This window comes from Virgisporangium aliadipatigenens, from assembly GCF_016863615.1.
In the GTDB taxonomy this organism is placed as follows: domain Bacteria; phylum Actinomycetota; class Actinomycetes; order Mycobacteriales; family Micromonosporaceae; genus Virgisporangium; species Virgisporangium aliadipatigenens.
The window spans coordinates 71,896-93,063 of record NZ_BOPF01000001.1; the positions used below are offsets into that span (position 1 = coordinate 71,896).

At 71.9% G+C, this 21,168-nt stretch carries 10 protein-coding genes; 8 read left to right on the forward strand and 2 right to left on the reverse strand.

Annotation, left to right across the window (positions count from 1 at the left end; all coding sequences use genetic code 11):
* Window positions 1-41: 41 nt before the first annotated feature.
* The 5 genes from Val02_RS00300 (at window position 42) to Val02_RS00320 (ending at window position 14,687) form a co-directional block, all read left to right on the forward strand.
* Window positions 42-2,633 carry an ATP-binding protein gene (locus Val02_RS00300; RefSeq protein WP_203896778.1) on the forward strand — a complete coding sequence of 864 codons (2,592 nt, stop codon included), beginning with the start codon at window positions 42-44 and terminating at the stop codon, window positions 2,631-2,633.
* Between the two features lie 76 nt (window positions 2,634-2,709).
* Window positions 2,710-7,386 carry an nSTAND1 domain-containing NTPase gene (locus Val02_RS00305; RefSeq protein ID WP_203896779.1) on the forward strand — a complete coding sequence of 1,559 codons (4,677 nt, stop codon included), beginning with the start codon at window positions 2,710-2,712 and terminating at the stop codon, window positions 7,384-7,386.
* 232 nt (window positions 7,387-7,618) lie between these two features.
* Window positions 7,619-11,881 carry a discoidin domain-containing protein gene (locus Val02_RS00310; protein WP_203896780.1) on the forward strand — a complete coding sequence of 1,421 codons (4,263 nt, stop codon included), beginning with the start codon at window positions 7,619-7,621 and terminating at the stop codon, window positions 11,879-11,881.
* Between the two features lie 119 nt (window positions 11,882-12,000).
* Window positions 12,001-14,073: an amino acid adenylation domain-containing protein gene (locus Val02_RS00315; RefSeq protein ID WP_203896781.1), complete on the forward strand. Its 2,073-nt coding sequence runs from the start codon at window positions 12,001-12,003 to the stop codon at window positions 14,071-14,073.
* Window positions 14,074-14,231: 158 nt separating this feature from the next.
* Window positions 14,232-14,687, forward strand: coding sequence for a hypothetical protein (locus Val02_RS00320; protein WP_203896782.1), 456 nt, complete (start codon window positions 14,232-14,234; stop codon window positions 14,685-14,687).
* 51 nt (window positions 14,688-14,738) lie between these two features.
* Here Val02_RS00320 and Val02_RS00325 read toward each other — a convergent pair whose 3' ends face one another.
* On the reverse strand, window positions 14,739-15,572 hold the full coding sequence (locus tag Val02_RS00325; RefSeq protein ID WP_203896783.1) for a spermidine synthase: 834 nt from the start codon (window positions 15,570-15,572) through the stop codon (window positions 14,739-14,741).
* A gap of 235 nt (window positions 15,573-15,807) precedes the next feature.
* Between Val02_RS00325 and Val02_RS00330 the strand changes: the two genes are divergently transcribed.
* Genes Val02_RS00330 through Val02_RS00340 form a run of 3 tightly spaced genes read left to right on the forward strand, consistent with a single transcriptional unit; the run spans window position 15,808 to window position 18,772 of the window.
* Window positions 15,808-17,085 carry an ABC transporter substrate-binding protein gene (locus tag Val02_RS00330; protein ID WP_203896784.1) on the forward strand — a complete coding sequence of 426 codons (1,278 nt, stop codon included), beginning with the start codon at window positions 15,808-15,810 and terminating at the stop codon, window positions 17,083-17,085.
* Window positions 17,082-17,954: a carbohydrate ABC transporter permease gene (locus Val02_RS00335; protein WP_203896785.1), complete on the forward strand. Its 873-nt coding sequence runs from the start codon at window positions 17,082-17,084 to the stop codon at window positions 17,952-17,954. Before Val02_RS00330 ends, Val02_RS00335 begins: the two co-directional genes overlap by 4 nt.
* Window positions 17,951-18,772 carry a carbohydrate ABC transporter permease gene (locus Val02_RS00340; protein WP_203896786.1) on the forward strand — a complete coding sequence of 274 codons (822 nt, stop codon included), beginning with the start codon at window positions 17,951-17,953 and terminating at the stop codon, window positions 18,770-18,772. The genes Val02_RS00335 and Val02_RS00340 overlap by 4 nt, the downstream gene beginning before the upstream one ends.
* Here the strand turns inward: Val02_RS00340 and Val02_RS00345 are convergent.
* Window positions 18,739-21,150 (reverse strand): glycoside hydrolase family 2 protein, encoded by a 2,412-nt coding sequence (locus Val02_RS00345; protein WP_203896787.1) that lies wholly within the window; start codon window positions 21,148-21,150, stop codon window positions 18,739-18,741. The two genes, Val02_RS00340 and Val02_RS00345, sit on opposite strands and share 34 nt — an antisense overlap.
* Between the last annotated feature and the right edge of the window lie 18 nt (window positions 21,151-21,168).

Consider the following 21,168-nt stretch of genomic DNA (forward strand, 5'->3'; position numbering starts at 1 on the left):
CGGGCGGAGTGCGACGGGGAGGCGAAATGGGGCATGTCAGCATGCCTCTGGTCCAGGACGGCCCGATGCGGGCGCTCTTCGAGCGGATGCACGGGCTGCACCGGGCCGCCGGGCAACCCAGCATGCGGACGTTGCAGCGTGCCACGCGCAACCCGACCCGGCCCCGGGGGATCAACCCGACCACGATCCATGACGTCTTCAGCGCGCCGAGGCTGTCCCGCTGGGAAGTGGTGCGGGCGGTCGCCGAGGCGCTGGAGGGGGACGTCGGGGAGATCGAGCGGCTGTGGGAGGAGGCCCGGGAGGCCTCCATGGGTCCCCTCGGGGGCCCGCCTGTAGGGGCCGGGTCGACCCCTGTCAATGAAGTTTCCGCGATCGTACCTGTCGAAGAGCCGTCACGGGGAGCCGTTCCGCGCGAGCTTCCGCCGGACGTCGCGGCGTTCACCGGGCGTGACACGACGATCGCGGCGATGCACGACCTGCTCGATGCCGCACCCGAGCGGACCGCCGTCGTCATCTCGGCAGTCAGTGGAACGGCCGGAGTGGGCAAGACCGCCCTCGCCGTGCACTGGGCGCACCTGGTCGCCGACCGGTTCCCGGACGGGCAGCTCTACCTCGACCTGCGCGGCTACGACCCGGACATGCCGATGCAGCCCGCCGAGGCGCTGGCCCGCATCCTGCGCACGCTCGGCGTACCCACCGGCGAGGTGCCGTACGACGTCGGCGAACGCGCGGCCCGGTACCGTTCGCTGCTGTCCGGGCGCCGGATGCTGGTCCTGCTCGACAACGCCATCAACACCGAGCAGGTGCGCCCGCTCCTGCCCGGGACATCCACCTGCTTCGTGCTCGTCACCAGCCGGGACAGCCTCGCCGGCCTCATCGCCCGCCACGGCGCGCGCCGCCTCGACCTGGGCCTGCTCGACGGCGCCGACGCCGAACGGCTGCTGCACACGCTGCTCGGCGAACGCGCCGCCGCCGAGCCCGAAGCGGTGACCACCCTGGTCGAACTCTGCACCGGCCTGCCGCTCGCGCTGCGCGTCGCCGCCGAGATGGTCATCGAACGGCCCGAGGACCCGCTGGCCAAGCTGGTCTCCGAACTCGGCGACGAGCACAGCCGGCTCGACCTCCTCGACGCCGGCGCAGACGAACGCACCGGTGTGCGCGCCGTCTTCTCCTGGTCCTACCGGCACCTGCCGGACGACGCGGGGCGGCTGTTCCGGCTGCTCGGGCTCGGGCCCTCCTCCGAGGTCGGCGTCGAGGCGGCGGCCGCGCTCGCCGGTGTCGGTGCCGCGGCCGTGCGGCGGCCGCTGGACACGCTCGCCCGCGCGCACCTGGTGCAGCGTTCCGGCAGCGGGCGGTACACGATGCACGACCTGCTCCGGGCGTACGCCCGCGACGTGGCCGTGCGCGAGGAGTCCGACGAGGACCGGCGCGCCGCCGTCGACCGGCTCCTCGATCACCTGCTCGGCAGCGCGGCGGGCGCGATGGACGCCGCGTTCCCCGCCGAACGCCACAACCGGCCCACGCTCGACGTGCCGGCGCGGGCGTTCGACGGTCCCGAGCAGGCCCGGCGCTGGCTGGAGGAGGAACACGAGACGCTGGTCGACGCGGCCGGGTTCGCGGCGCGGCAGGGGTGGCCCTCGCACGCGGGCCGGCTCGCCGAGGTGCTGTGGCGCTACCTGCAGAACGGCGCTCACCACACCGACGCCGTTCGGGTGCACACGGCTGCCCTCGAAGCGGCCCGCGTGCTCGGCGACGTCCGGGCCGAGAGCACGGCGCGCACCAACCTCGGCACCGTGTGGTGGCGCTGGGGGCGCTACGACCGGGCCACCGACGACTACGTGCGGGCGCTGACGGCGTTCCGCGAGATCGGGGATGCGGCCGGTCAGGCCCGCGTCCTGACGAACCTCGGGGCGGTCCACTACCAGCTCGGGCGCTACGACGACGCGGTCGAGGACTCCCGTCAGGCGGTCCAGGTCTTCCGGGAGATCGGCGACCGGCGCGGTGAGGCGCGGGCGTCGGACAACCTCGGCGCGGTGCTGCGCAGGCAGGGGCGCTGGGCGGAGGCCGCGGCCGTCCACTCGGCGGCGCTGGACATCCTGCGGGAGATCGGCGACCGGGCCGGCGAGGCGCGCGCGCTCGACAACCTCGGCGCGGTCTTCCAGCGGCAGGGGGACTGGAAGGCCGCCGCCGAACGGCACCGGGACGCGCTGGTGATCCTGCGCGAGATCGGCGACCGGGCCGGCGAGTCGCAGGCGCTGCGGCACCTGGGCGCGATCGAGGCGCGGCAGGGCGACTTCATCGCGGCGGCGGAGACGTTCCGCGGCGTCATCGCGATCGCCGAGGAGATCGGCAGCCGCAGCCGCGAGTCCGACGCGCGCAACGCGCTCGGTACCGTGCTGCACAAGCTCGGCCGGTACCGGGAGGCGCGCGAGCAGCACGGCGCGGGCCTGGTGCTGGCGGAGCTGACCGGCGACCGGTACGCGACGGCGCGGGCGCTCGAGGGCATCGGGCACACCCGCGACGCCGTCGGCAACCCGGCCCTCGCCCGCCGCTACTGGCGGGCGGCGTTGGAGATCTATCGCGGCATCGGCGTGCCCGAGGCCGAGTGGTTGAGCGAGAGGCTTTCCCGTTGAGCGTGTGCCGTGCCGTCCCGCCGCCCGCCCGGCGTGGCCCGTCGACGGGGCAAGACCGCACCGTGCGGGGAGAATCATGACTTCTGCGGTACTCAACGGCCTGTCACCGGACGCGTTCGCCGGGGTGACGCCGCGGCACCGGACGCAGCCGCTGCTGCCCGGCGACCCGCGCCGGCTCGGCCAGTACGAGATCCTCGGCCGGCTCGGCGAGGGCGGCATGGGCACGGTGTACCTGGGCAGTTCGCCGGCCGGGCGGGCGGTGGCGGTCAAGGTGGTCAAGGCGGCGCTGGCCGGCGACCCGGCGCACGCCCGCCGGTTCCGCAGCGAGGTGGCGCGGGCCCAGCAGGTGCCGCCGTACTGCACGGCCGAGGTGCTCGACGCCGACCTGGAGCACGACCCGCCGTTCCTGGCGATCGAGTACGTGGACGGGCCGAGCCTCGGTGACGTGGTCGAACGCGACGGCCCGCTGAGCCCCGCCAACCTCTACGCGCTGGCCGTCGGCACCGCGGCCGCGCTCACCGCGATCCACGGCGCGTCGGTCATCCACCGGGACCTCAAGCCGAGCAACGTGCTGCTCGCACCGGGCAGCCCCAAGGTGATCGACTTCGGCCTCGCGCAGCCGGTGGACGCCGGCAATTTCACGGGCGAGAAGAACGTCGTCGGCACCGTGCCGTACATGGCCCCGGAACGGTTCGGGCCGTCCGCCACGCGCATCGCCACGCAGGCCGTCGACATCTTCGGCTGGGGCGCGGTGATCGCGTTCGCCGGCACGGGGCGGATCCCGTTCGGGGAGGGCGGCTCCGCGCTGGCGATCGCGCAGGCCATCCTGAACGACCCGCCGGACCTCGGCACGCTCGCCGGCCCGCTGCGCGACCTGGTGGCCGCCGCGCTGTCGAAGGACCCGCGGGACCGGCCCACCGCGCGGGAACTGCTGGACCGGCTGACCGCCACACCGTCCACAGTGGAGAGTCCGTATCTCGGCCTGGCCTCCTACCAGGAGGACGACGCGGACCGGTTCTTCGGCCGGGAGGAGCTGACGGCGAGCCTGCTCAAGCGGTTCGCCGCCCGGCTGTCCGGCAGCGGGCTGCTGGCCGTGCTCGGGCCGTCCGGCTCCGGCAAGTCCTCCGTGCTGCGCGCGGGGCTGCTCGCGTCCCTGGAACGCGGCGACCTGGTGACCGGGGCGGCGGCGGCCACCGTGACCGTGGACGGCGTCAAGGACTGGCCGCGCGTCGCGCTGACCCCCGGGGCGCATCCGCTGCGCGAACTGGCCTCCGCCGTCGCCGCCCTCGCCCGGGTGCCCGGCGGTGCGCTGCACGAGGAGATCAGCCGCGACCCGAAGACGTTCGCGGTGCACGTGTTGCAGGCCCTGCGCGCCGCTCGCATCCCGCGCGGGTCGGTGCGGCCCCGGCTGGTGCTGGTCGTCGACCAGTTCGAGGAGGTCTTCACGCTCTGCGCCGACGAGGCCGAACGGCGGGCGTTCATCGCCGCGCTGCGCGCGGCCGCCGGCAGCGGCGCCGACGACCAGGCCGCGATCGTGGTGCTCGGCATCCGCGCCGACTTCTACTCCCGCTGCGCCGCCTACCCGGAGCTGGTGCCGATCCTGGAGGAGAACGTCACCGTCGGCCCGATGGGCCCGGAGCAGCTGCGCCGCGCCATCGAGGAACCGGCGCGGCAGGCCGGCCTGACGTTGGAGCCGGGCCTCGTGGAGGTGCTGCTGCTCGACGTCGGCGCGGGCAACCCCGGCGTGCTGCCCCTGCTGTCGCACGCGCTCTACGCGACCTGGCAGCAGCGCACCGACTCGACGCTCGGCCTCGAGGGCTATCGCGCCACCGGCGGCGTGGGCGGTGCCGTGGCGGCCAGCGCCGAGACGGTCTACCAGCAGCTCGGCGACGAGGAACGGGCCGCGCTGCGCCGGTTGCTGCCGCGCATGGTGGAGATCCGCGAACAGGCCGAGGACACCCGCCGCCGGGTCGACCTCGCCGACCTGATCACCGACGACCCCGGCCCCGACGCCACGGTCGCCCGCGTCCTGAACAGGCTGGCGCAGGCGCGCCTCGTCACGGTCGGCGCGGACACCGCCGAGGTGGCCCACGAGGCGCTGATCCGCGCGTGGCCCCGGCTGCGGAGCTGGCTCGACGAGGACCGCGCGGACCTGATCGTGCGGCAGCGGCTGTCCGAGGCGGCCCGTTCGTGGGCGCGGGAGGATCGCGACCCCGGTGGCCTCTACGCCGGCGTGCGCCTCGAGACGGCCCGCCCGCTGGCCGCGCACCGGACCGGGCCGCCGCTGAGCACGCTGGAGAAGGAGTTCCTGGAGACCAGCATCCGGGCGGCGTCGCGGCGCAAGCGGGTGCGGCGCGCGGTGACGGCGATCGCGACGATCCTGGTGCTGGTGGCCGGTGCGGCGGGCGCGGTGGCGTTCACCCAGTACGGCGCCGCGCGCGAGGAACGGGAGCTGACGGCCTCCCGACAGGTTGCCGCCCAGGCGTCGGCGCTGCGCGCCACCGATCCGGCGACCGCGCTCCAGCTGGCGCTGACGGCGTACAAGATCTCGCCGACCCCGCAGGCCCGGGAGGCGCTGTTCGGCGCGTACACCCAGCCGTTCCCGACGAACATCCCGGCGCACAAGGACCTGATCCACAACCTGCGGTTCACGCCGGACGGCCGGACGCTGGTCAGTTCCAGCCGGGACGGGTCGATCGCGCTGTGGGACGTGGCCGACGCGCGCCATCCGAAGGCGCTGTCGCGGATCAAGACGCCGGCGCGCACGATCGCGCTGAGCGCGGACGGGAAGACGCTGGTCGGCGCGGCCCATGAGTCGCTGTCGGTGTGGGACATCTCCGATCCGCGCAATCCGGCGCTGCAGGCGACCGTGCCGTCGGCGGAGGCGGATCCGTACTCGGTGGCGTTCGCGCCGGACGGGCGTTGGGTGGCGACGGGTTCCGGCACGGAGATCCGGCTGTGGGACCTGTCCGACCCGCGCAAGCCGACGATCGCCACGTCGTGGAAGCCGGACAACGACATCGTCTTCTCGGTGGCGTTCAGTCCGGACGGGCGCAGCCTCGCGAGTGCCAACGCGATCGGTGCGGACAAGGTCCCGTGGGTGCGCATCTGGAACGTGACGGACCGGCGCAAGCCGACGCTGCGGGGCGTTCCCCTGGAAACACCGACCGCGGTGGTCGTGGCGTGGAGCCCGGACGGCACCCGGCTGGCTTCCTCGGGGCCGCTCGGCCCCCGGGTGTGGGACGTGACCAACCCCGACAAGCCGGGTGCGTTCAAGGACCTGAGCATGGCCGGGGGCGGGCTGGCGAACTCGCTGTCGTGGCGGGCGGACGGGAAGGTGCTGGCGGCCGCCGACGACCAGGCCGGGGTCTCGGTGTGGCGGTTCGACCAGGGAGAGATCCGGTTCGGGTCGGGCACCGGCCTGGTCGGGCCGGGCGAGCACGACCAGGTGGTCTTCCGGCCCGACGGGGAGGCGCTGGCGAGCGGGGGCGCGGACGGCACGATCGCCCTGTGGAGCCCGACCGCGCGGCCGGTCCCGGGACGGATGCCCAACACCGGGTCGGTCGTGCCGGGCAGTCCGTTCTCGGCGGACCACAAGTACCTGGTCACCGACGTGACGGAGTACGACAGAAGCTACGAGCAGATGGGCCCGGACATCGGCGCCACGGTGTGGGACGTCAGCGCGGGTACGCCGCGCCAGGTGGTCCAGCTTCCGGTGGAGTGGCGGGCCGCCGCCTTCATGCCGGGCGGGCGGCCGTTCCTCGTCTCGCGGGACAAGGCGCGCACGAAGCTGCGCTTCTGGGACGTCGCGGACCCGGCCAACCCGGTCGGCGGCGAGATTCTGCCGGCCCGTTCGCTGAGCGACAACGGCGCCCAGGTCACCATTACCGAGGACGGGCAACTGCTGGCGATCGCGTCGGAGGGCAGCACCGAGATCCAGTTGTGGGATCTGCGCGACCCGTTGCGCCCGGTCCGGGTCGGCACCGTCACCGCACCGTCGCCGGTGGACTACGTGTGGTTCGCCGGCGGGCGCGAGCTGACGGTGTGGGGCAAGACAGACATCACTCTGTGGAACGTCTCGGATCCGGCCAGGCCCGGCCGGTCCGGCACGCTCGACGGGGCCGTGGAGGGCGGCAGCGTCAACAACGACGTCACGAGCAAGGTGTACATCACCCGGGGACGGCAAGGCGACGTGTTCTTCGCGCAGCTGTGGGTGCGCACCGCACCGGACAAGGTGGAGAAGGCCGGGATCGTCCGATCCGAGGGCCGGGAGCTCTTCGCGTCCCCGGACAACCGCATGCTGGGTGTGATCTCGCAGGACACGCTCGAGCTGTGGGACATCAGCGACCCGCGCCGGCCGGTCATCCGCGGGGCGTTGACCGTGGAGAAGGGTGTGGGGCTGCTGACGGCCCGTCCGGACAGCAAGATGCTCGTCGGCTACTCCTCCTCGGGGGTGGACCGGCGGCTGTTGCTCTGGCGGGTGGACGGCGACCCGACACTGGTGGCGGCCGTGCCGTCGCGCGCCGACCGGCTCCAGAGCAGCGCGGCCGCGTTCACCGACGACAGCCGGATCCTGGCCGCGGAGACGTCGGCGAGCGGCTACCAGATCTTCGGTCCGCCGGTCGGCGTCCAGCTGTGGGACCTGGAGCCGAAACGGGTCTACGAGCGCATGTGCGGCGGGTGGCAGAACGTCGTGGACAAAGCAGAGTGGAAGCGGTACTTCCCGACCATCGAGTACACGACGCCCTGCTGAGTCTGTCGAGTTCTTGCGAGGCGACTGAAAGATTTTGACTTCCGCCTGAAGAAGTCTTGCAGCCATGCATGGACTTCTTGATTCCCGTGTGTCTATCCTTCGGCAGGATCGACCGCCTTCGACCCGGCCGCGACCCCCGACAGGCCTCCCATCGACGTGTCCCACCGGCAGCGCCCCCTGCCGGCGATGACACGTGGGCCGATCGCGTCCGGTCCCCGAGAGAGGGAACGCCATGACGCGCAGACCTTGGTTCTTGATCATCCTCGCCCTGATAGCCGCAGGGCTCAACGCCCCGTTCGCGTTCGCGGCGGCCGACGGCCCCGACCTCGCCTCGGGGCGGGCCACCGCCGCCAGCAGCACCGTCAGCGGGTTCCCCGCAGCGAACATCACCGACGGGAACCAGGCCAGCTACTGGGAGAGCGCCGGCGGCGCCGCCCTTCCGCAGTGGGCACAGGTCGACCTGGGCCAGCCGCGGGCCGTGGCCGAACTGGTGCTGCGCCTGCCCTCCGGCTGGGCGGCGCGCACCCAGACCATCGCCGTGCAGGGCGGCACCGACGGGTCGACGTTCGCCACGGTGCGGGCCGCCGCCGGCTACACGTTCGACCCGTCGGCGCAGAACACGGTACGGGTGACGTTCCCGAGCGCGCAGCTGCGCTACCTGCGGCTGGTGGTGAGCGCCAACACCGGCTGGCCGGCCGCGCAACTGTCCACAGTGGAGGCGTACGGCCCGTCCGGCGGCAGTCCGAATCTCGCCGCCGGTAAGACGTTCACCGCCAGCAGCGCCAACGGTTCGCTCGGCGCGGGCAACGCCGGTGACGGCAACCGGGCCACGTACTGGGAGAGCGCCAACAGCGCGTTCCCGCAGTGGATCCAGGTGGATCTCGGCGCGACCGTGGCCGTCGACCGGCTGGTGCTGCGCCTGCCGCTCACCGACTGGGGTGCGCGCACGCAGACCCTGACGGTGCGCGGCAGCAACGACGGCAGCGCGTTCCACGACATCGTGGCGTCGGCCGGATACGTCTTCGCGCCGTCGACGGACAACACCGTCACGGTCACGTTCGGCGCGACCTCCGTGCGCTACGTGCGGCTGCACGTCACGGGCAACACCGGCTGGCCGGCGGCGCAGCTGGCGGAGTTCGAGGTGTACGGACCGTCCACAGGGGACACCCAGGCGCCGTCCGCGCCGGGCGCCCTGGCGTTCAGCCAACCGTCGAGCACCCAGATCCGCCTCACCTGGAACGCCGCCACGGACAACGTCGGCGTGACCGGCTACGACGTCTACGCCAACGGCGCCCTGCGCACCACCGTCGCCGGCACCGTGCTCACCTACACCGACGAGCAGCCGGCGAGCGCCACCGTCACGTACACCGTGCGCGCCCGGGACGCCGCCGGCAACGTCTCGCCGGACAGCAACAGCGTCACCCGCACCGGCGCCGGCGGAGACACCCAACCGCCGACGGCGCCGACGAACCTGGCGTACACCCAGCCCTCCGGCACCCAGATCCGCCTCACCTGGAACGCCGGCACCGACAACGTCGGCGTGACGGCCTACGACGTGTACGCGAACGGCGCGCTGCGGTTCTCCGTCGCCGGCGCCGTGCTCACCTACACCGACGAGCAGCCGGCGAGCGCCACCGTCACGTACACCGTGCGGGCCCGGGACGCCGCCGGCAACGCGTCGCCGGACAGCAACGCCGTCACCCGCACGGGCACCGGCACCGGCGCGAACCTCGCCGTCGGCAAGCCCATCAGCGCCTCGTCGACGGTGCACACCTACGTCGCCACGAACGCCAACGACAACGACCCCGCCACGTACTGGGAGAGCGCCGGCGGCGCCTATCCGGCGTCGCTGACCGTGAAGCTCGGCGCCAACGCGAGCATCACGGGGATCAACCTGCGTCTCAACCCGGACCCGGCGTGGGGCCGGCGGGTGCAGCGGATCGAGATCCTGGGCCGCGCGCAGGACGCGACCGGCCTGACGACCCTCCGGGCGGCGGCCGACTACACGTTCGACCCGGCGTCGGGCAACGTCGTGCGGATCGCGCTGACGGCCACGGCCGCCGACGTCGAGCTGCGCCTCACCGCCAACAGCGGCGCGCCCGGCGGCCAGCTCGCCGAGTTCGAGGTGATCGGCACCCCGGCACCCAACCCGGACCTGACCGTCACCGGACTCTCCTGGAACCCGGCCGACCCGGTGGAGAGCGACGCGGTCACGGTCGCCGCGACGGTGCGCAACGCCGGCACCGCACCGGCCGCCGCCACGACGCTGAAGGTGACGCCGGAGGGCACCGGGACCGTGCCCGCCCTGGCCGCCGGCGCCTCGGCGACGGTCAACGTGCCCATCGGCACCCGCGCCGCCGGCAGCTACACCGTCACCGCGCAGGTCGACCCGGACAACACCGTCATCGAGCAGAGCGACACCAACAACACCTACACCGCGCCGAACCCGCTGGTGGTGCGGCCGGTGAGCAGTTCCGACCTGGTGGCCGCCTCGGTCGCCTGGACGCCGGCCGCACCGGCGCCGGGCGCGACGCTCACGTTCGCGGTGGCGCTGCGCAACGACGGCACGCTGGCCTCGGCCGCCGGGGCGCACGGCATCACGCTCACCGTCCTGGACGGCAACGGCACGGTCGTGCGCACGCTCACCGGTGTCCACAGTGGAACGATCGCCGCCGGTGCCACCACCGCACCGGTGTCGCTGGGCACCTGGACCTCGGCCGCCGGCCGGTTCACCGTGCGGGTCGTCATCGCCGACGACGCCAACGAGGTGCCGGTCAAGCGCGCCAACAACACCAGCGAACGCCCGCTGTTCGTCGGCCGCGGCGCGAACCTGCCGTTCGACACCTACGAGGCGGAGGACGGCGTGCTCGGCGGCGGCGCGGCGGCCATCGGTCCGAACAGGACGGTCGGCGACCCCGCGGGTGAGGCGTCCGGCCGCCGCGCGGTGACCCTCGCCAACGCCGGCGCGAGCGTGGAGTGGACGACGCGGGCCCAGGCGAACACCCTCGTGGTGCGCTTCACCATGCCGGACGCGGCGGGCGGCGGCGGCCTCACCTCGACGCTGAACCTCTACGTCGACGGCGTGTTCCACAAGGCGATCGACCTGACGTCGAAGTACGCCTGGCTGTACGGCGCGGAGTCCGGGCCGGGCAACTCGCCGGGCGCCGGCGCGCCGAGGCACATCTACGACGAGGCGAACGTCGTCCTCGACCGCACCGTCAACGCCGGCAGCAGGATCAAGCTGCAGAAGGATCCGGCGAACGGCCTCACGTACACGGTCGACTTCGTCAGCCTCGAACAGGCGACCGCGCTCGCCAATCCCGACCCGGCGCGCTACGCGGTGCCGACCGGGTTCGGGCAGCAGGACGTGCAGGCCGCGATCGACCGGGCCCGTCAGGACGCGAACCTCGTCGGCGTTTACCTGCCGGCCGGCACGTATCCCGCCCAGCAGAAGTACCAGGTGTACGGAAAGGCGCTGCGCATCGTCGGGGCCGGCCCGTGGTTCACCCGCATCACCGCACCGCCGGGTCAGCAGAACACCGACATCGGATTCGAGGTGGGCAGCGGGGCCAACGGCGCGACCTTCGCGCACCTGGCCGTCTTCGGCAACTTCGTCGAGCGCAGCGACTCCTCGGGCAAGGTGTTCAACGTGGCGAACGCCTCCGGCATGACGTTCCAGGACATCTGGGTGGAGCATCAGGTGGTCTTCTTCTGGGGCGCCAACACCGACAACATGACGATCCGCGACAACCGCATCCGCGACACGTTCGCCGACGCGATCAACATGACCAACGGCAGCACCGGGAACCTGGTCGCCAACAACGAATCCCGCTCCTCCGGCGACGACAGCTTCGCGTTGTTCAACGCCCAGGACGGCGGCGGCGGGGACAACCGCGGCAACGTGTTCGAGAACCTGACGTCGATCCTCACCTGGCGCGCGGCCGGACTGGCGGTCTACGGCGGCTTCGACAACGTGTTCCGCAATCTCTACATCGCCGACACGCTCGTGTACTCCGGCATCACCATCAGCTCGCTCAACTTCGGCTATCCGTTCAACGGCTTCGGCGCCAGCCCGCCCACCCGGGTGGAGAACGCGACGATTCTCCGCGCCGGCGGCCACTTCTGGGGCGATCAGGTGTTCCCGGCGATCTGGTGCTTCTCGGCGTCCAAGGAGTTCCAGGGGATCCGGGTGTCCGATGTGGACATCGTCGACCCGACCTACGTCGGCGTGATGTTCCAGACCAAGTACAGCAGCCCCGGCTCGCCGGAGTTCGCGGTGACGGACACGATCCTCACGAACGTCTCCATCAGCGGGGCGCGCCGCAGCGGCGACCGGTACGACGCGAAGTCCGGCATCGGCATCTGGGCCAACGAGCTGCCGGAGCCGGACCAGGGGCCGGCCGTCGGGCAGGCCACGTTCCGCAATGTGCGCTACAGCAACAACGCCGAGAACGTCCGCAACACGACGACGACGTTCCGGCTGGTCTTCGAGTAGCGGAGTGATTCACGCAGGGGAGTGATACGTGCGGGGCGGGCGCCGGTGGGTGGCTCCCGCCCCGCATCCCGTCTTACCCAGGGACGTTTTTGTCGTACCCCAAGGGCATAGTGCGGTCCGTGCTTGACGGACTTCACGACGTCGACTGGGCGTCCATGCAGCATGCGTACGGGTCGGCCGAGGAGGTCCCGTCGCTGTTGACGGCCCTGCGCTCGCCCGATCCGGGAGAACGGCGCAAGGCGCTCGACCGCTTCTACGGTGCCGTGCATCACCAGGGGGACATCAGCCGGTGCACGACGGCGAGCCTGCCGTTCCTGTTCGACCTGGTGCACGACCCGGATACCCCGGATCGCGCGTCGGTGCTGCGGCTGCTCGTCGACATCGGTCGCGAGGCGGTGGAGCGCCGCGACAGCGAGTACTTCCGCGACATCGACGAGCACGACCCCGAGACGCGTGAGTACGTCGATCACAACGCCGCCGCGCGGCTGGTGTGCGGCCGGGGCGCGGAGTTCGTCGGGCTGGCCGCCGACGCCGACCGCATGGTCCGCAGGGCGGCCGTCCCCGCGCTGGGACTCTTCCTGGACGGCGATCCGGCCGGGACGACGGCGGTGATCCGTGCGCGGTTCGCCGCGGAGTACGGCGTGGACGAGCGCCTGCTGCTGGTGGCGGCGATGGCCGACCTGGCGCTGCGCGACCGGTCCTGCGTGGACGGTGCGGTTGCCTGGTTCGACCGGCTGGCCGCCGATGCGGAGCGGGAGCCGGAGGTCCGGATCGCGGCCCTCGTGCACCGGGCGCGGTGCGTGCCCGAGCGCATCGACGACGACCTCGTGCCGACCGTCGTCGGTCTCCTGTGGACGGTCGACGGCGACCGGTTGCCGTGGCCGCTGCCGCAGCCCGAGCCGGTGACCCAGGAGGGCGTGCCGCCGCACGTGGTGGAGGCCTTCGCCGACCTCGAACGCCACGGGCGCGTCCACGCGCACACCACCGGGCTGCTGACGACGTTCCACCGGGTGCTCGACTCGCGGGTGCCGCAACGCACGGCGCTGCTGGAGGCACAACTGGCCCATCCGGACCCCGGCGCCCGGGTGGACGCGATCCGGATGGGCGCCGACCTCGTGCGGCAGTGGCGAGGCGACCACGGCGTGCTCATCGCCGCGATCGGCGCGCAGCTCGGCGCGGACCACGAGGTGACCGCCGAGGCGGCCGGCGCGCTGGACTCGTGCGGGGCCCTGGCGGAGCCCGCGCGCGCCTCGCTCGCGGCGCGCGCGGTCACCGCCGGACCGGCGGCGTGGGCGGCCGACGACCCGCACCTGCGCCGGGCGCACCAGACGACCGTGCGGGCGCTGGCCCGGCTCGGTGACGTCCGCGCGGTGCCGAGCCTGCTGGTGGCGTTCGACCGCGGGGTCGACGAGTGGCGCGCCGTGCAGGTGGCGGGCTGCCTGCCGGACGCGGCCGACCTGTTCGTGCCGCCGCTGTGCGCCCTGCTGGCCCGGCAGGATCTCACCCGCGACGACCTCGAACGGGGCTTCGGCTCGCCGGTGTACGCCCTCGGGGTGCTCGGCGACCCGCGGGCGCTGCCGGCCCTCGCCGACCACCTCACCGCGGCGGTGCGGCACGAGGCGTGGGACGCGGTGGGGTGGACCCTGAGGGCGCTCGCGCGGTTCGGACCCGTGGCCTCGGCCGTGCTTCCGCAGGTGCGGCGACTCATCCCGGCGCAGGAGATCCGGGTGCGTTCGGCGGCGGCGTCGGCGCTGTGGGAGATCGGGCGCGACGCGGACGAGGCTCTGCCGCCGCTGCTCGCGCTCCTGGACGAGGGCATGACGGACGCGGCCGAGGCGCTCGGCCGGATCGGAGCGCCGGCCGCCGTCGCGCTGCCCCGGCTGCGAGAGTGGCTGGGCCGCGAGGACCGGTTCGGCTGGAAGCCGGTGCACGGGGCCGCCGCGATCTGGGAGATCACCGGTGAGCCGGCGGCCGCGCCGGTGCTCGACGCGCTGCTGCGCGGCTGGGAGGCCAATCCCGTGACGGCCCGGGTCTCCATCGGTTGCCTGGAGCGGATGGGAAGTCTCGCGGCGCCGGCCGTGCCGCGGATCCGGCAGGAGTTGGCGGAGCGGCGCCGCGACCACTGGACCCAGCCGGACGAGGACGAGGAACTGCTGCGGCGCTGCCGGAAAGTGCTCGCCGCATTGTCCTGAGCGGCAGTTCGAGGGGCGGTTTCGGGCCGGTACCCGCACGGCCGACGCAGGTCGGAGCCGCTGCGTCGGGGAGAGCGGGACGAGAGCGGCCCCCCATACGGTCATCGCATCGATGTCGCCGACACAGGGGAGAACGAGTGCGACTCAAGAAGTGGGCAGTGGGAGCGACCGCGGTCGTCATGGCCGTCCTGGGGCTGAACGTCATCACCGGCGGCCCGGCACAGGCCGCTTCGCAGGGCACGTGGCGCCCCTACGGCAACACGAATCCGATCACCAGCAGCGACGCGACGTGGCGCTGTGCCTCGACCAAGACGGTGAACAGCAACGTTCTCGCGCAGGTCTGCGCGATCCGATCGGTCGGCGGCGGCGCCGTGCAGGCGGCGGTGATCGTGCGCAACAACCGGTCCTCCCTGTACTCGATCTCGGCGTCGGCGGACCTGGTCAAGTCTCCCCCGGTCACCGGCGACACGATCGGTTACTGGACGTGCCCGTCGTCCGGCGTGGCGGCGCACTCCTGGTCGGTCTGTTTCGGATCGACCGAGACGGAGCAGGAGCTGGTGGACTCCCACGGCGTGGCCGGCGGCCTGGACCTCGGCACCACCGGGTACGTCTGAGCCGTGCCGATACGGCGCCGCCGGTGATTCGCCGGCGGCGCCTTCGCGTGTTCAGTCCGGTGGGGAGTCCGTCGCCGTCGCGTCCGTCATCGCCCTGGCGCCGGCCGTGAAGCGGGTCAGCTCGTTGCCGTGCAGGATCAGCCACGGCTCGGGGTCGCGGCTCGCGTCCCGCGCGTATTCCGCGACCGGCAGCGGCCCGGCCGCGGCGATCAGGACCGAGTTGCCGTGCCGGTTGCCGGCGTACAGGCTGCGTTCGGTCAGCAGGCAGGTGTCGCCGCCGCCGAAGGCCCCGGCGAGCGTGGCGGCCTGGGTGCGGGTGTACGTCATCGGCGGCCCGTCGGTCACGTTGGCGACGAAGAGCCCGCCGGGGCGCAGGATCCGGGCGACGTGCCCGTAGAACTCCGTGCTCGCCACGCTGCGCGGCATGCGCCCGCCGTCGAAGACGTCCGACACGACGAGGTCGAAGCGGCCGTCCCGGGTCGACTCGACGACCGCGCGGGCGTCCGCGGCGCGCACCCGCACGTCGGCGCCGCGCGGCAGCGGCAGATGTTCGCGGACCATGTCGATGAGAACGGCGTCGTGCTCCACCACCCGCTGGGTAGAGCCGGGACGGGTCGCCGCTACGTAGCGCGGCAGCGTGAGGGCGCCGCCGCCCAGGTGCAGCACGGTCAGTGGCCGCCCGGCCGGGGCGGCCGCGTCGACGACCGCGCGGAACCGCCGGACGTACCCGAAGCGCAGCTGCCGCGGGTCGTCGGTGTCCACGTAGGACTGCTGCCGCCCGTCGGTGAGCAGGATCCACGACCCGGGCCGGTCCCGGTCGGGAACCAGCTCGATCGTGCCGTACTCGCCGGTCCGCTGAACGCCGGCCGGGCCGCGCCTCGCCATGCGGGCACGGTACGGCACACCCCGCCGGCAGCGCTCCGGTGGGCGATCCCACCTGATCATTTCAGCGGCGCACACCAATGTGCAGGCAACACTTAACCGGTTATGGTGCGATTTAACTTAACCGGTTACTGGAGTTCGGCGAAAGGCTCCTCGACGGCGTTGACCGCCCTGTTGACCGCGTGTACGGTCGGGCCACGCGATCGCTCCCTGCTCATCGAGAGGCGGAAATGCGGTTATGCGTAAGGCAATAGCGGCCGGGCTGCTCGCGGTCGGAGTGCTGGCGACCGGCTGCAGCGGCGGCGACGACGCCGACAGCGGAAAGGTCGAGGGTGAGATCACCGTTCTCACCCAGCGGACAGACATCGTCAACACGGTGTTCCAGGAATACAAGAAACGCTTCGAGGCCAAATACCCCGACGTGAAGGTGAAGTTCGAGGCCATCACGGACTACGAGGGTGAGGTCCGGATCCGGATGGGCACCAAGGACTACGGCGACGTCCTGCTCATTCCGAACTCCGTCAACGCCGACCAGTTGCCCGCGTTCTTCGAGCCGCTCGGCACCGTCGACGAGCTGAAGGACAGGTACCGCTTCGTGCGCACCGAGCAGACGTTCGACGGCAAGGTGTACGGGCTGGCGATCACCGGCAACGCGCAGGGGTTCGTCTACAACAAGAAGGTGTGGGCGCAGGCCGGCATCACCGCGCCGCCGAAGACCCCGGAGGAGTTCCTCGCGGCGCTCAAGGCCGTCAAGGAGAAGACCGGCGCCATCCCGCTCTACACCAACTACAAGGAGACCTGGCCGCTCGGGCAGTGGGAGGGGCTGCGGGGCACCATCACCGGCGACCCGGACGCCGTCACCAAGCTCGCCCAGGACGACGCCCCGTGGACCGCCGGCAAGGAGCACCACGTCATCGACTCGCTGCTGTTCGACGTGGTGAAGCAGGGGCTGACCGAGCCCGACCCGACGACCACCAACTGGGAGCAGTCGAAGGGCCTCCTCGGCACCGGCAAGGTCGCCACGATGGCGCTCGGTTCGTGGTCGGTCGTGCAGATGCAGGCGGCCGCGCCGGACAAGGCCGACATCGGCTACCTGCCGTTCCCGACGCAGACCAACGGGAAGTTCCACACCGTCGTCTCCGGTGACTACAAGAACGCCGTCAACCGCAACAGCAAGCACAAGGCCGCCGCGCGGGCCTGGGTCGAGTGGTTCGCCGACGAGTCCAACTACGCGGTCGACCAGGGCGGCGTGCCGGTGGTGCTCGGCCAGCAGATGCCCGCGACGCTCGCCGACCTCGCCGCGGCCGACGTGCAGTACCTGGAGTTCAACCCGGCGCCGAAGGGCCAGGAGGGGCTGGACGGGAAGATCGGTAACGCCGCCGAGATCGCGCTCTTCGACGGCAAGTACCGCCAGCGCATCGTGGACGCGGCGCGCGGCGCCAAGAAGGAGTCCAAGGAGGACATCTTCGCCGACCTGAACAAGCGGTGGAAGCAGGCCAGGGCCACCGTCAAGTGAAGAAGAAGCGCATCAGGCTCACGCCCTATCTGTTCCTCGCCGTCCCGCTGGCCCTGCTGATCGTCTTCACCTACCTGCCCGTGGTGAGCATGTTCGGCTACAGCGTGACGGCGTGGGACGGGCTGAGCCCCACGAAGGAGTTCGTCGGCGGCGACAACTACGTCGAGATCGCCACCCGGCCGGAGCTGTTCGGCGTGCTGAAGGTGAGCCTCTACTACATCGTCGCCTCGGCCGCGCAGACCGTGCTGGCGCTGTACTTCGCGATCGTGCTCAGCTTCGACGTCCGGTTCCGCAACCTCTTCAAGGGGATCCTCTTCTTCCCGTACCTCATCAACGGGGTCGCCATCGGGATGGTCTTCCTCTACTTCTTCCAACCCGGTGGAACGTTGGACACCACGCTGCGCCTCATCGGACTGGAGAGCCTGACGCACCAGTGGCTCGGCGACCCCGACACGGTCAACTGGTCGCTCGCCGGCACGTCGATCTGGCGCTACCTCGGCCTCAACTTCGTGCTGTTCCTCGGGGCGGTGCAGTCGATCCCGGCGCAGGTGTACGAGGCGGCGGAGCTGGACGGCGCGAACCGTTGGCACCAGGCGCGGTACATCATCCTGCCGGGCATCAAACCCGTCATCGGGCTGATGGTGATCCTCGCCGTCTCCGGCTCCCTGTCGGTCTTCGAGATCCCGTACATCATGACCGGCGGGGCCAACGGCAGCGAGACGTTCGTCATCTCGGCCGTCAACATGGCATTCAAGTACTACAAGCTCGGGCTCGCCTCGGCCATGGCCGTCGTGCTGCTCCTGCTGGTGCTGGTGGTGACCTGGATCCAGCGCCGCGTGGTACCGGAGGAACGGGTGGACCTCACATGAGTCGCATCGCCACGGTGCTCAAGTACGCCTCGCTCGTCGGCGCGGCGGTCGTCATGCTGCTGCCGCTGGTCGTCATCGTCATCGCGGCGGCGAAGACCAACGACGAGTACCTCCACTCGGGGCCGTTCGACCTGCCGGGCGACTGGTCCAATGTGGACAACTACGTGACGGCGTTCAACGACGGGGGAATGCTGACCGGGTTCGTCAACACGGGCATCATTCTGGCGTTCTCGCTCGTCGGCTCCGTGCTCATCGGGTCGATGGCGGCGTACGCGTTGGACCGGTTCACGTTCCGGCTGCGCGGGCTTGTCATCGCGATGTTCCTCCTCGCGACGCTGGTGCCGGGCGTCACCACGCAGGTGGCCACGTTCCAGGTGGTCAACCGGCTCGGCCTGTTCAACACGCGGTGGTCGGCGATCGCGCTGTTCCTCGGCACCGACATCATCTCCATCTACATCTTCCAGCAGTTCCTCCGCGGGGTGCCCCGTGAGCTGGACGAGGCGGCGGCCATCGACGGCGCCGACGCGTTCACCATCTACCGGCGCGTCATCCTGCCGCTGCTGAAGCCGGCCATCGCGACGGTCGTCATCGTCAAGGGCATCGCCATCTACAACGAGTTCTACATCCCGTTCCTGTACATGCCGGACCGCGATCTCGGCGTCATCTCCACGTCGCTGTTCCGGTTCAAGGGGCCGTTCGGGGCGCGGTGGGAGGTCATCTCCGCCGGTGTGGTCATCGTGATCGTGCCGACGCTGCTGGCGTTCCTGGCGTTGCAGCGCTGGATCTACAACGGGTTGACGCTGGGTGCGACCAAGTGAGCGAGGTCGTTGGCGCAGCGCAGCACCGGCCGCGACGTCAGTGCCGCCGGGTCGGGTGTGCCCCCGGCGCGGACCCGGAAGGTGTGGCTGCGCCCGGGAAGCAGCGTGACGAGCAGGTCGTCGACGCTCGCGGTCGGGTCCAGGCGGTCGGGGAAGAGCGCCAGGTCGCGCAGCAAGGTGTGCGCCGTTATCCGGACGGTGTCGCCCTCGACGGTCGCCTCCCACGCCGGCTCCGGATACCGGAGATCGACGTCCTCGGCGAAGAACCACGTCGCGTCGCCGGCGGTCATCAGTTCGGCGGCGGGGTCGCCCGGGGTGGCCACGCGCGCCGGCAGGGTGAGCCGCGCCGCCCCGCCCGGGGGGACGTCCACGTCGAGCGTGACACCGGCGAGGGCGTCGCCCGCGAACGAGTGGCGCACCACCTCGACGCTCTCGCGCCACGGGGCCGGGCCGTCGTTGACCGCCACGAGCACCAGATCCTCGCCGTCGGGCTGGAACGTCAGGAGCCGGTCGGCGTAGGCGCGGCGCAGCGCGTACCACAGCGGCTTGCGCCGGCCGTCCCCGTCGACCGCGGACCAGCTCGTGACGGGCCAGCAGTCGTTCAGCTGCCAGAGAATCGTGCCGGTACACAGTGGACGGAGCGCGCGGAAGTGCTCGATCCCGAACCGGATCGCCCGCGCCTGGTTGAGCTGGGTGGCCCAGTGCCAGTCGTCGAAGTCCGCCGGTGCGGGCAGGTGTCCGGCGAGGCCGCGCAGCAGCTTGTCGTTGCCCTCCCGGGCCTTCTGGTGATGGGCGATCCCGGGGGAGTCCGGCGTCAACGGGTCGTCCGAGACGGCCGCCCGCAGCGTCGCCCACGCCGGCGGCGCCTGGAACCCGAACTCCGCCACGAACCGCGGCCGCCATTCGCGGTAGCGCGTGTAGTCGTGGGTGTTCCACACGTCCCAGATGTGCGTGGTTCCGTGCGCGGGGTCGTTGGGATGCAGGTCCGGGGTGCCGGAGTACGGGCTGCCGGGCCAGTACGGCCGGGTCGGGTCCAGCCGCGCGACCGTGCGGGGCAGCAGGTCGAAGTAGTACCCCCCGCCCCACGAACGCCCGTCGAGCGGCTGCTGCCAGTCCCAGTCGTGGAAGCCCCAGATGTTCTCGTTGTTGCCGACCCACATCACCAGGCTCGGGTGCGGCATCAGGCGCACCACCTGTTCGTGGGCCTCGGCGGCGATCTCGGCGGCGAGCGGCTCCTCCTCCGGGTAGGCGGCGCAGGCGAAGAGGAAGTCCTGCCCGACGAGCAGGCCCAGTTCGTCGGCGAGGTCGTAGAACTCCGCGCTCTCGTAGCGGCCGCCGCCCCAGACGCGCAGGAAGTTGACGCCCGCGTCGGTCGCCTGCGTGAAGCGCGTGCGGTAGCGCTCCCGGTCGACCCGCGTCGGGAACGCGTCGTCCGGGATCCAGTTGACGCCGCGCACCGCGATCGGGGTGTCGTTGACCCGCAGCACGAAGCGCGAGCCGTCGGCGTCGGGCGTGGTGTCCAGGTCGACGCTGCGGAAGCCCACCTTGTGGTGCCAGGTGTCCAGCGTGGCGCCGTCCACTGTGGACAGGGTCAGCGTGACGTCGTAGCGGTGCGCATCCCCGTAGCCGCGCGGCCACCAGCGGCGCGCGTCCGCCACGTCGATGGCCACCGTCGCGGAGTCCTCATCGGCACCGATGCGCGTGGTGGCCGTTCCCCCGGAGATTTGAAGTGTGAGAACGAGGTCGGCGGGCGCGGCGCGGTCGAGGGTCACGAAGACCTCGACGTAGCCGGTGTCGCCGTCGACGGTGACCAGCGGGCGGACCTCGGCCAGGCGCGCGACGGACCAGGCGTGCAGGCCGATCGGGCGCCAGATGCCGGCGGTGACGACGGTCGGCCCCCAGTCCCAGCCGAAGTTGCAGGCCATCTTGCGGATGTACTGGAACGGCTCGTCGTACGCGTTGGGCCGCTCACCCACGGCCGCGCGGACCGCCTCGGCGTACGCGTACGCGGATCCGAAGTGGACGGTCAGCGTGTTTCCCTTGCGCCGCAACAGCTTCTTGACGTCGAACCGGTACGAGCGATGCTGATTCGCGGTGCTGCCCACCTCGGTCCCGTTGACGGAGACGGTCGCCACGGTGTCGAGTCCCAGCGCGACCAGGTCCACCCGGTCAGCCTCTTCCGGGGCGTCGAACGTCGTCTCGTACACCCACTCGGTGTGCCCGATCCAGTGCAGGCGGGTCTCGTTATCGTCGTGGAACGGGTCCGGAATGCGGCCCGCGCGCAGGAGGTCGGTGTGCACACAGCCCGGGATCTCGGCCGGCACAGCTTCGTCATCGGTCGATGGGCGAACGGTCCAGCCGTCGTGCAGCAGGCGCATGTGCCGGAGCTTAACCGG